Origin of the sequence: Paenibacillus suaedae (assembly GCF_032337355.1) — a bacterium.
In the GTDB taxonomy this organism is placed as follows: Bacteria; Bacillota; Bacilli; order Paenibacillales; family Paenibacillaceae; genus Paenibacillus_B; species Paenibacillus_B suaedae.
In genome coordinates this window covers 1,412,285-1,424,890 of record NZ_JAVYAA010000001.1, presented here as the reverse complement: position 1 = coordinate 1,424,890, position 12,606 = coordinate 1,412,285, and the positions used below count along the sequence as shown (strand labels likewise).

Sequence of the window (12,606 nt, the reverse complement as noted above, 5' to 3'; positions counted from 1 at the left end):
ATCCCCCGATGGCAAGCATGGGGGGGATTCCTCTTTCCTATCTATGAAGTTAACTGAATAACCGCAGTGTATTTTGCCTTTATTGAACCGCTTGACGGCGCTCGCGATCCACTTCGGCAATCAGCTCTTCCATTACTTGATCCGGGGAGCGGTGAACGAGCCAATTCTGGCCGAACATTTGCAGAACCTTAATCGCAGGGAAGTCTCCCCAGAACCCGACAAACCCTTCATTCAAAACCACCTGGTCGATAACATGCTTATTCATCTCATTGAAGCACTTTTCCAATACCGATTTGGCAAGCGGATCAGCGATCCAGTCATTTAACAGGCTGAACTTGTGGAAAGACACCTCTTCCTTGCCAAAGTCACAGAATACGCGCTCCGTCAGGCGAATATCCCGGGAAGAGCTGCCTGCAACAAGCTTGAAATAGCCCGTTTCGGCGACCCAACGATTGTATTTTGTATTGTAGTAAGCGAAGTCCCGCTCTTCCAGCTCGAACACGACTTCCTTCTTCTCATGCGGCTGAAGCTCGATCTTGGCAAAGGCCTTGAGCTCCTTCTCTGGACGCGTCCACTTGCACTCCTCGTCGTGAATATACAGTTGGACAACCTCTTTCCCTGCTACGGCTCCCGTGTTTTCTACTTGCAGAGACACGGTTACGCGGCGATCATGCTGCATAACCTTCATGTCTGAGTAAGCAAAGGTCGTATAGGACAATCCATGGCCGAACGGGAATTGCGGTGCAAGCTCCTTGCGGTCATAGTAGCGGTACCCAACAAATAGTCCCTCACGGTAATACAGCTTGCCGTTCTCGCCGCGGATTCGCATATGGGATGGATTGTCGGACAGCTTCACAGGGAATGTCTCGGACAGCTTGCCGGATGGATTCGTCAAGCCGAACAGAATCTCCGCAATCGCACGGCCTGAGCCTTGCCCAGTCAGCCAGGAGTGGAGCACACCCGGTACATGCTGCACCCAAGGGCGCATCGCCATTGCAGTACCGCTGCTCGTTACGACAATGCATCGCGGCTGTGCAGCCGCTACCGCCTGAATTAGCTTCACCTGATGCTCGGGAAGATCGATGCTCTCAAGGTCATGCATTTCGGACTCCGCATATTCGGGTTGTCCGACGAACAGAATCGCGAGATCAGACTTCGCTGCAAGCGCTGCGCTCTCTTCGATCATGGCCTCATCGATACGTTCATCCTTCGGATAGCCTTCCGCATAGCTAAATTGTACAGACTCGCCAGCAATCTTCTGCACCTCTTCCCATGGGATGTCGACACGCGTTGGCGTCACTTCGGCACTTCCGGCGCCTTGAATTCTCGGTTTCTTCGCGAATGTACCGATCACGGCAATCGATTTAGTCTTCGCAGTGTCGATCGGCAGAATGCCATTGTCATTTTTGAGCAGTACGATGCTCTCAGCCGCTGCTTTTCTCGCCAGCTCATGATAATCAATTGCAGCTGTATTCGACTCCTCTTCATTGGCCGTTACCTGTTCTACCAGTGTAAGAATGCGCCGTACGCTCTTATCGAGCTGCTCTTCCGGCAAGGTGCCATTCTGAACCGCCTCTACAATCGCAGTCGTATTGTAATGAGCAGGTCCAGGCATTTCAACATCAAGTCCTGCCTTGAGACCGCGAATACGATCGTTGACTGCCGTCCAGTCCGACAGCACGACACCTTCATAGCCCCATTCTTTGCGCAAAATGTCATCTAGCAGATGCTCATTCTCGCTCGTATAGGAGCCGTTAAGCAGGTTGTAGGAGCACATAATTGTCCACGGATCGGCCTTCTTAATAATCCGCTCGAACGCACTCAGGTAAATCTCACGCAAGGTACGCTCATCAACCTCCGAGCTGGTCACCATCTTCTCAAACTCCTGATTGTTGCAAGCAAAGTGCTTGACGGAAGCCCCAACGCCTTGACTTTGAAGCCCATTCACGAAGGCTGCGCCGAGCTCACCGGACAGACAAGGGTCTTCGGAATAATATTCGAAGTTGCGGCCGCCTAACGGCGTGCGCTTCATATTAATGCCAGGCCCAAGCAGAAGCTCGACGCCCATTTCCTTCCCTTCAACGCCAAGCGCTACACCAACCTCGTGCAATAACTCCGTATTCCAAGAAGAACCGATTGCAGAGCCGGTTGGATAACACGTTGCTGGAATATTTCCTGTCGTAGCAATCCCCATCTCTTCATCGCTATTCGTCTTACGGATGCCATTCGTACCGTCATACATGTGGAGCGGCGGGATATTCAGGCGGTCGATCCCCTTCGTCATCCACATATTCAGTCCTGCACATAGCGAAGCCTTCTCCTCTAGCGTTAATTCCTTCATCCAATCGTTTATCTTTTGATTCATAATATATCCCCACTTTCTACGTTTTATTGCTGTTTCGCCTCTTCCTGCTCCTTCTTCAGCTCTTGCGCGTCATAAATCTTATAGAACGGATACCATACGGCAAAGATGATGGCCAGCACGACTGCCAGCAGGATAAGCCCATTAAAACCGGACATGAGGTATGTGGACAATCCAATCGGCGTATACCACAGCTGGAACACCTTGCTTGGAATCTGAGCGAACCCAAGGTCTAGCGCCAAGTATACGATAATCGGCGTAATGATACCGTTGATCCACATCGGAATCATCAAAATCGGATTAAATGCTATCGGTGCTCCGTATATCACAGGCTCGTTGATGTTAAATAAAGATGGAACGAGCGTCGCCCTGCCAATCGATTTCAGCTTCTGCGACTTCGCAAACAGGAACAAGATGATAAGCGGCAGGGTCGCACCAAGTCCGCCTACTCCGAGCCAACCGGAGAAGAATGTCTCAAACGTATTAATGTTAACTGGTTCAAGTCCTTGCGCCACCAGGGCTGCATTCTGCTCAATCGCTGGAATCCAGATTGCATAGAAGATTGGGATGATCACCCACGGACTGACCCCGAAGGAGTACAGCGCGACGCCAATCATGTTAAAGAGCAGGAAGCCCCATAGCGTTTGGCCTAACGCGTTAACTGGCTCGAATACGCTTACAATCAAATTAAAGATATCGAAGTTTAGCTGATAGACGAGCACCCAACCTAGCGTAAGAATAATCGCAATCGGAACGAGGAAGTCGAACCATTCCATGATGAACTCCGGCAAAGTCGAATCCTCTTTGAAAAATGAGAAATTGTTGAACACATTGAGTACTACAGCCACCGCAACTCCGACAAGCAGCGCGGTAATCATTCCAGAAGGGCCGAAACGTTCCATAATGAACTGAATTGTTCCGTCTTCATTCGTGACGGGCTTCAGCAGCATCAGGAATAAGGAGATGCCTGTCGCTCCGGCAATGAGCTTGATTTTGTCGCGCCCTTTCTTCTGCATCACCGTGTAGGGCGTGAGGAAAGCGATAAAGATCCCCAGCAAGCCGAAGCTGAATGTGGTTATAGGCGTTAAGTCCGGCATTCCCGGAATAAAGTCTTTCAGAATCGAGATCAAGGTAACAAACGATCCAATAAAAATCATAGGTAGGGTAACCATAATGGCTTCCTGAATGGAAGATACCCATACGTTGTTTGTAAACGCCTCCAAACGCGGCGCAAATTTTTCGTTCATCCACTTCATGAGACGATCCATGTATATTCCCCCTTCGCAGCATATTAATGATTGGTTATGTCATGTCTTAAGTATAGAATTGATTGAGAGCGCTTTCTTGTTCTTCTTTGCTGCAATTAGGGACGTTTCTAGTTCTCCTAGGCCCAACCAGATTAGCATTTGCAGAATGGAAACCGTTTACACAACAAAAAACACCCCTCCGAGAAGGGGTGCGCTTTGTGTTTCATGGACCGGCAAATAAGAAACTGAAGCCTCCTGCTGTAACTGAGGCCAACTAGTATTGCCTTGCAAACGTAAGCAGCATCACGCCATGAGGCGAAAGGGTCACTTCTTGCTGCCAGCCTTGTACAGCATTAATCATCTGGGTATTCATCACCGGCCCGCTTCTGGCGTCCAAATAATGAAGCTCCTCCTCGGTGAGAAATTGAGGGGTGCCAAGTCGAACCCATTCATCGAACACAGATCCGTGTTCGCGATCCAGCAGGTAGCTTGTCATTTTATAGCTCCCAACAAGCCCTTCGAGGCGGATATGGAATCTTTTATCCCCCTTCTCCTCAAATACGGCATATCGATTCGTATCGGACAGCTCCGACCAATCTCCGCTCGCGAATAACTGATCGACATGCACGTAATGATACAGAAGCAGCTGTACACTGCCATCGCTGCGCCTTGTCGCGAAATAACCGTCCCCGCGAGCGATAATCTGATCCCCAAGCCTGTGCAGCAGCTCAAAAGCATAGTAGCTTGGCTTTCTTAGCCCATCCCGATTCATAAGCCCGAATCCCCCGTAGAAGTGGGATGTCGGAACGATGCTTTCCTCGAATACGTCTGTAAAAGACCAGAAGGCCAATCCCTTCATAGTGCCAAGCGTTGTGAGCGCATGATAAATGACGAACGGGGCCATAAAGGCCGTATCATGCACCAGATTGCGGTCATACAGCGAGAAGTTCCACTCGGTCATGAACAGTTCCACATCGCGATAAGGCGTAACTGAGAGCTTGGCTTTCAATCGTTCAATGCTCTCCATATAAAAGGACGGCGGCATGATCGTGGTCAGGCGATCATTCTCCTCCTTCTGGAAGGGGTACTCCGAATACACATGGAAGGAGAAAAAGTCGAGCGGCACCTGACGATCGCTGCAATGCGCCAAAAACTCCTCCGCCCAAGTATCGTTCCATAACGAACCGTAGCCAAGAGCAGGTCCGCCTACCTTAAGCTCCGGTGAGATGGACTTAATCGCCTGCACCGTCGATTCATAGAATGCAAAGTATTCCTCCTTCGTCCCTGCCCAACACACGCCGGACAAGTCAGGCTCGTTCCAGACCTCAAAGTACCAGCGGATCACCTCGTCCCAGCCATAGCGGTTCATACAGTGGCGTACGAATGCCTGAATCAGAGCATCCCACTTGGCCTGCTCCTTAGGCGGGGAAATGCTGCCTTTCCACCAAAAAACGGTTTCATTCGACCTTCTCAACAGGCTCGGCATAAACCCAAGCTCGACAAACGGCCTTACGCCCTGCTGAAGCAAATAATCATACAGCTTGTCCACGTAGGACCAATTGTAGATCGGCGTACCGTCAGCCTCCTCGCTGTATACCATCATTTCATCATTAAAGATGCCGTGAAAGCGAATATATTGAAAAGGAAATTGGCGCTGCATCCCGCTGAACTGGCATCGCCAGTCCTCTCTTAATCCCTCGATCGCCCGCCCTGCCGTCGTGACGACGCTCCAGTGCTTAGCGAAAGGCGCGCCCTGCTCATTCGCATGAACCATTACGTTCACCGAAGTTGAAGCAGCGGCTGATAAAGTTCCCGTCACCGGATAAACGGATCTGGACTCAGTACCCTCGTCTGTATGGAGATGAAGATAGCGATAGAGTGAAGACATTGCCTGAATCGTATCGGTTTCATAATAGTCTCCGCTGGATGACTCATCATAGGTGAGCGGCTTTCGATCTGGATCCGGCAAATCGGACAGGGCGAAAGCTTCCCGATATGCGCTCGGCGTACTGTTGTATTTTTCCTTGAAATATTTATTGAACAGCTTTACATTGGCAAAGCCGCAGTCGAGCGCAATTTCCGTGATGCTCTTCGCCGTATTAGCCAGCTCTACCTGTGCTTTCTCGAGACGGACAAGCGTCAAATACTTTTGAAAGGGTATACCAATCTTGTCACTGAAGAAATGCGAAAAATAATGCAGACTTAAGTGCTCCTGATCCGCCATCGTCTGAAGCGAAATTTTCTGGTTATAATGCTGATCGATGTACTCGAGCACCCGATTCAGCCGCTTGTAGTCATACGACTTCGCATCTTCCAGGGCCGCCTCGTTGGTTCCAGATGCGAAATAGCGCAGCAGATGGCCGCACAGCATCTGTAGACACCCCAGGGTATAGCTGCGAAAGCCGCTTGCCTTCTTATTGATCTCATAGACCATCTTCGCCAAATAATGGCGGATGACATCATAGCTCTTGCGATTCTCCTCCGTCTGTGTACTGGAATTGCAATGAATAAACGTGCTCGTATCGAGCCACTCCGGGCCGAATTGCAGCGTCAGCAGCACGTTATCCTCGTTCATGCGCTCAATCTTGTGCACAGACATGCTATTGATGACAATAATATCGTCCTGACGAAGGGTATATTGGCGCTGATCCGTATACATGACCACCGTGCCTTGAAGAACATAGATAATTTCAATCTCTTTATGCCAATGGAAATGGATATGCTTCACGCTGTTTACGAATAACTTGATAGGCAAATCGTCTTGGTGCTGTATAAACTCGTATAAGTAACGGATAATCAAGCTCCCCCTTTCCATACTTTATTATGTGATTGAGCGCCCAGGAAATTCAAGGAGACTTCTTCTTCCTCCGAACAAAAAACTAATTCCAGTTCAGGAAACTTATACATGAGTCTCCGTTTGCCTGAATAATTGAATATAAAAATCCTCGTCAAAGCGATCTTTTGGTTGAAAGCAGGCAATTCAGCAACTTAATTGTAACCGCTTTCTTTATAATGAAGATTAGGAGTTCCTTCGAGAACTCCCAATAACTCATGAATGACTGCCTCGAAGCAGTCCAGGAAAGGGAGGATGCTATGTCCCGTTTTAAGCATGGCAAGAAGATCGAGGTGGCCCTCATCGTTCTTCTCATGTGCACGCTGCTCATTCCCTTCTCGCAAGCCCAGGCTGGCGGATCAACGCTGACCATGGAGCAATCATTTCCAAATGTCGCCAATGGCTGGGCTAAGGTAGAACGCTGGAAGGACAGTAATCCCATGTTCACATCGGAACAATATCCCCCAGATGGCCGGGGAGATCAGAATGGACAGCGGCTCACCTTCTTCGGAGGCGTTGGCCAGCCCCATTCAAGCCGCTTCTTGCTGTACTATGCACCTCAATATGACGCCAATGCAAAATCCACACCCGTTCTGCTTGTCCATGGTGCTAACGACAATGCCGACCGGGCTTGGGCTAACCCAAATGAGTTCGGGCCGAATACATGTGGAGCTTCCTCATGCCCGAGCACAGGCCTGATGCAGCAGCTTGTCAGCCAAGGATATAAAGTATTTGCAATCGGATTCGGCCACAAGCATGGAGACAATTACTATGCCGCCGAACACATCCAGAATGCCATCCACATTATTAAGCAAATAACGGGTTCCAGCAAAGTTGATGTTGTCGCTTGGAGCAAAGGGGCCTTTGCCTCGCGGATGTATGCTTCCTCTGTGGCGAAAGGCGGCGGAACTCCGTATGCCAATGATATTCGAAAGCTTATTCTCATTGGCAGTCCGAATAAAGGAACGGACTTTATATTCAGGCACGGATGGACCTTCAATTATGGAATCATTCCGGAATGCGGCGGCAATGCCAATGCCCCTTCTCCCCACACACAAATGATCTGTTATGGCATCTGGCGCAGTCATCCCGAGCTGTCCATATACAGCACATCTCAAGGCAACTATTTTCCCGGGCAAAAGCAAATGTTGGCGAAATGGGATACTACGTACCCGCTTCCGACGACGGAGCAAGATTGGTATACAACCTATTATGGAGGTACGGGATTCTTCACGAAGGGAGATGGGATTGATGCTGCAATCCAGCAGGGCTCGCTCGTCAACAAACTTATAGGCTCCGGCATACCAGGTACAATTGCCACTTACCTGCTGTCTGGCAATGAAAACAACATTCCGAACGTGCACAATGAGCATACAGGGCCTAGCGATGGAGTGGTATTCGTGAATAGTGCTTCCGCAACAGATGGAATTGCAACTGTCGCAGGAAATGTTACCTTGAAGCTCAATCACTTAAAGCTGGCCTGGGCTCCGCAATCCGTTAATGTCATCGAACAATGGCTCAATGCAGTTCCTTAAAAGGGAAATCAGACAGAAACTCAAATTTCAACACAATACAATAAAATTAATAATTAGTAAATTTATTGAATATTTTCCCAAGTTGATTGTATGATAGAAGTGAAAGTATACCAATTGATAGATGGGAGGATTTGAATGAAAAAGATTTTGCTTGTTATGCTTCTGTTGACGTTATTCGTTCCTACTACCGTTGGCGCGTTGGGTCAAGACGAAGAAGCACAGCTGGATCGCGTGTTAGGGGTATACCCTGATGTGACGAAGGAACAGCTCTTGTCCGAAATTGATTACGCTTCCCGTGTTACAAATCAGCCACGCAACGTCATCATCCAACAGTTGTACAAGGAGCTCAGCTCCAAAAGGCTGTCTCCGCAAATGAGCATCGCCTCAGGGGACAAAGGTCAAGGAGCTTATCAGCTTGCCTCTTCCAGCAAAGGCGATGTGTTCTTCGAGACCGCTTCGACGATCGGCATCCCTCATGGCCATGTAGGCATCTACTACACACCAGATTATATCGTCGAGTCTGTCCCTAGCACAGGAGTCCGCAAAGTAAAGCTTATTGATAAGCGAGTAGATAGCGGCTCCAAGATTCTCACCCTCAAGAACGAATATGCAGGCGCAACTGCGCGGTCCCAAGCTGCTGACTGGGCAAATGGCCGCATCGGTGAAAAGTACTCCTACAATTTTGCTACGAACCGTCTTACCTCATGCTCCGGCGACAAGAACTGCTCCAAGTTAGTATGGTGCGCCTTCAAAGAGAAAGCCAACATCGATATTGATAGAGATGGCGGACTCGGTGTATATCCTGTCGATATTCGCGACTCATCCATGTTCACAACAGTAAGAAGCTACTAATTTTGTTCGGAACGGAGATGAGAAGCTTGAAGACCTCGTATCATGCTATGTTACGCATCCTTATCTATACTGTCTTCCTAGTCATTTCCTCTCTTCTCATCTCTTGTTCTCAATCATCTCCACAAGACAATAATACCAAGCTGAATAACCCTCCCGTCGCCCTTGTCTACTACTCTACTTCCTTATCTCAGGAAATCATCGGCGGCGGGAACTCTTACTTCTTGTCTATCGGCAAGGACGGGAGCATTCAGACTCGGAACGGAGATGGTTTGGAATGGAATGCTCCTGTCCAGCTTCAGGACTCGAATCGCATTGTCATCCAAGCAAGAGAGAAGGTTCATGTGCAGCAAGGCAACGGAACTGAGGATACATATTCTTCACGTTGTAGAGTAAGTGCAGGGTATAGGCAGATGTCGGGCTACTTAACCTCGAGCAAGTTGTATTATGCCTTGTTCAACAAAGGGATTGACACCCATGACAACTATATATCTACCATCCGCTGGGGAGATGCGCAGCACCATAATTGCGCGGATATTCCAGAGTTTGTTGAGGCGCAGGGCAGCGACGAGAATCTTATCTATGTATTAACCTCTGATCATGCCTCTCTGCAAGGGCTAAACCTAGTTGTGATGGAGCTAGAGGGAAGCAAGCTCCAACAAACGAAATATCCTCTATTGGACATCTATACAGGCTCTCTCATCGTGCAATCGAAGATGGTTTCCACACCAAACAATATGTACGTGGTCTTCTCAACCCGAGATGAGCACAATCGTATCCATCTTCAGCTTATGGAAATTAATAAGTCCACTCATACGGCAATAACCTATTCGCTTCATACATACGGAGAAGAGCCGGACAATGCATATTTCTCGCTTAGCGCCAATAGTATCGGCATCGTGGATAAGATGCTCTATTATGTAGACGGCTACGGTACAATCTTCTCGTTCTCACTGGATACGAAGGCTTCTGTGAAGTCCAACACCCTTGCCAAGTTCCAGCGGTCATCCAATGTAAACGATGCGATGGGCTACGTATATGACACTTTCTATTACCTGTTCCGCTATGATGACGCCGACCAAGTACATAAAATTGAACAATACCAATTGTCGGATGGCAAATTGCTGAAAAAACTCCCTATCCCTAACCTGGCTTCGAAACTCTCCTCCGGCGTCTACTTATATGATTTTCAAATGCTCACCAATCTGTAAATGCCCTCGCGGGCTGCCTTCATCTTCATCCAAGACGAGGCAGCCTTTTTCACTTGAACGAGATCCCCTCCCTCACTCACCCCATTTACCGTAATTTACCTATAGAAATTTACTTAAAATTAAATGTTTAATAGATTGAATGAGCATTACATCATATTTTTCCAACCTATTCAGATAGGAGGTGATTAGACTTTCAACCGCGTAGAAGCAGACCATAGCATCGCAAAATAGAACAGCAGGGGTGGACTAGCATGGTAACACACAAGAAGTGGATTTCACGAATCGTCAATATGTCGCTGCGGGTAAAGCTCCCACTGTTAATCAGCACGATGGTAGTAGCTATGTTGATTGGAACGAGTACAATCCTGTACTGGTTTAGTTCTGACATTCTCTTGAAGGAAAGCAAAAATAGTTTAACTATGAACGCCAGCCGCATCGGCGAAGGATTATGGTCTTCCGTAAAGCTGGAACAACAGTCCGTATATTTGGCCTCAATACATGGTACATACCGCTCATTGCTGGATCTTCGAGCAGCGTCGTCTATGGATGATGCTCATTTTTTTTCGAAGGACAATTCCTTGTTCAACCAAGCAAATAGGCTGCTGACCCAAAGTTTTCAAGGCAGTACGGGTACAGAATCCTATCAGCTCATTGATAAGAAGGGTATCGTCATTGCAAGCTCCACTCCGGAAGCCATCGGGCAAAGCCGCGCAGAGCGCGACTATTTCCAAGCTGCCATGAAGGGAAAGCCGGTCATAAGTGATGCTCTAACTTCGAAGAGCACCGGAAGCCAAATCGTCGTATTCGCTCAACCGATATCAGGGGACGACTCGAAGGTAGACGGTGTCTTTATCTCGACGGTCAACACCTCGTTCTTCGTGGAGCAGTTGAAGCAAATGGCCAGCGATAAAGTAGGCACAATTATTATTACGGACCGCCTAGGCCATACGCTCTTCCATTCACAAGATAAGACTGCGACTGGAAAACAGATCCAGTCCAATAAGCTAAAAGCGATTTTCCAAGCTTCCGGAAACAAGGATATTGTTCGCGGTAATCTTGACGATGCCGATCAATATGTTCTGTATTCGAAGATACCAGGAGCAGACTGGACTGTATTCTCGTTCGACAGTTATGCGAACATTAAGCGCCCACTCGATCATTTATTTATGAACATATCAATTATAACGCTTGGCGCTCTGCTGCTGTCCGTAGCTGCTGGCTTACTAATCTCGCTTTCCATAACCCGACCAATAGGCAGATTAACAGAATCGTTCAAGAAGCTGGCTTCCGGCGATCTCACCGTCGCTGCTACAGGAAGCTATAAGAGTGAATTCAAAGACCTGGCAGACAGCTTCACGGTCATGGTAGAACAAAATAAAAACTTGATTGGCCACATGAACCGCTCCATTGCACAGTTGAATACAAATACAGACGAATTGGACGCTGCTTCCAAACAAACGAATATATCCATTCAGGAAACTTCGATCACCACGATGGAAATCGCGAAAGCGATGGAATCTCAATCATTCGATACGGAACATATTGTTAATCAATTCAGTGATCTCGGTGACAAAATCGCAGTCGTTAACCAATTGTCGTCGGCAGTTAAGGAGCGTACGGACTCTATTATTGACGTCTTCCATACCGGAAATGAAGTTATCAACCAGCTCATCCGGGCTCATGACGACAGCGAGAAAGAGGTCAGCTCCATTGCGACCATAACCACCAAGCTAGAGGCAAGCTCGATCAGCATTGCTTCGATTACGGAAGCGATCGGCAAAATCGCCAAGCAAACGAACCTACTAGCACTAAACGCATCGATTGAAGCCGCTCGTGCCGGCGAGCATGGACGAGGATTCGGTGTCGTTGCTTCCGAAGTCAGACAGCTCGCAGAACTGTGTGCGCAGCAGTCTAGCGACATTGAGGAAATCATTACGAATAATCTAAGCTTGACCAAGGAGGCAAACGATTCCGTACGCAGTCTCCAAAACGTATCCACTCAGCAAGATCAATATGTCGACCAGACAAAACAGGCATTCGAAGTGATCCTGAATAATGTCATGGATATCACCAAACAGATTAAAGACATGGCCCATGAGATCGATATTATGAAACAGAACAAAGATGACGTTATGGAGCTCGCACAGAACTTATCCGCCTCTGGCGAAGAAGTATCGGCTTCCGTTGAGGAGGTTACTTCGACCATTCAAGTACAATCAGCTATGGTGCAGCAATTGTCCTCGATGATTGAGGAAATTGACAGCCTTACCAAGCAGCTGAAGGAAGCTTCTTCGAAATTCAAAACCGAATAGCATGCAAAATGGGGCTCCCAAAAGTCATTTGAAATGGCTTGGGACGCCCCTTTCTTTATTTCTTCATGACTCAAGTGTTCACCGTGCCCATTTACCGTAATTTACCTATATAAAAACACGTAAATATTTCCGTTGAATAGATTAACAGACTTCTGATCATATTTTTCCAAATAGTTGGAAGGAGGCATATACAGAGATGGAAAATCGGATTTACATAGGAGTCATAGGAACATATTTTGTACATCAGGGGTGAGACG

Annotated in this window: 7 protein-coding genes; 4 read left to right on the top strand and 3 right to left on the bottom strand. The window is 48.0% G+C overall.

Annotated elements, in window-relative coordinates; genetic code table 11:
* Positions 1-79: 79 nt before the first annotated feature.
* The 3 genes from RQP50_RS06265 to RQP50_RS06255 form a co-directional block, all read right to left on the bottom strand.
* Complete coding sequence (locus RQP50_RS06265) at positions 80-2,365, bottom strand: beta-glucosidase family protein (protein ID WP_072727798.1); 2,286 nt, start codon at positions 2,363-2,365, stop codon at positions 80-82.
* 23 nt (positions 2,366-2,388) lie between these two features.
* The gene (locus RQP50_RS06260; RefSeq protein WP_072727797.1) at positions 2,389-3,630 is read right to left on the bottom strand and encodes a PTS sugar transporter subunit IIC; all 1,242 of its coding nucleotides are present in this window, start codon (positions 3,628-3,630) and stop codon (positions 2,389-2,391) included.
* A gap of 253 nt (positions 3,631-3,883) precedes the next feature.
* The gene (locus tag RQP50_RS06255) at positions 3,884-6,409 is read right to left on the bottom strand and encodes a GH39 family glycosyl hydrolase (protein ID WP_315744062.1); all 2,526 of its coding nucleotides are present in this window, start codon (positions 6,407-6,409) and stop codon (positions 3,884-3,886) included.
* A 293-nt stretch (positions 6,410-6,702) separates the two neighbouring features.
* Here RQP50_RS06255 and RQP50_RS06250 point away from each other — a divergent pair, with 293 nt between their 5' ends.
* The 4 genes from RQP50_RS06250 (at position 6,703) to RQP50_RS06235 (ending at position 12,349) form a co-directional block, all read left to right on the top strand.
* The gene (locus tag RQP50_RS06250) at positions 6,703-7,977 is read left to right on the top strand and encodes an esterase/lipase family protein (protein ID WP_315744060.1); all 1,275 of its coding nucleotides are present in this window, start codon (positions 6,703-6,705) and stop codon (positions 7,975-7,977) included.
* A 135-nt stretch (positions 7,978-8,112) separates the two neighbouring features.
* A complete protein-coding gene (locus tag RQP50_RS06245) occupies positions 8,113-8,829 on the top strand; it encodes a YiiX/YebB-like N1pC/P60 family cysteine hydrolase (protein ID WP_072727796.1) in 717 nt (238 codons plus the stop codon).
* Positions 8,830-8,855: 26 nt separating this feature from the next.
* Complete coding sequence (locus tag RQP50_RS06240; RefSeq protein ID WP_315744057.1) at positions 8,856-10,037, top strand: hypothetical protein; 1,182 nt, start codon at positions 8,856-8,858, stop codon at positions 10,035-10,037.
* Between the two features lie 251 nt (positions 10,038-10,288).
* Positions 10,289-12,349, top strand: coding sequence for a methyl-accepting chemotaxis protein (locus RQP50_RS06235; protein ID WP_315744055.1), 2,061 nt, complete (start codon positions 10,289-10,291; stop codon positions 12,347-12,349).
* The last annotated feature ends 257 nt before the right edge of the window (positions 12,350-12,606 follow it).

Coding starts and splice junctions, on each gene's coding strand:
- RQP50_RS06265 (WP_072727798.1), bottom strand. CDS start 2,365: ATGAATCAAAAGATAAACGATTGGATGAAGGAATTAACGCTAGAGGAG.
- RQP50_RS06260 (WP_072727797.1), bottom strand. CDS start 3,630: ATGGATCGTCTCATGAAGTGGATGAACGAAAAATTTGCGCCGCGTTTG.
- RQP50_RS06250 (WP_315744060.1), top strand. CDS start 6,703: ATGTCCCGTTTTAAGCATGGCAAGAAGATCGAGGTGGCCCTCATCGTT.
- RQP50_RS06245 (WP_072727796.1), top strand. CDS start 8,113: ATGAAAAAGATTTTGCTTGTTATGCTTCTGTTGACGTTATTCGTTCCT.
- RQP50_RS06235 (WP_315744055.1), top strand. CDS start 10,289: ATGGTAACACACAAGAAGTGGATTTCACGAATCGTCAATATGTCGCTG.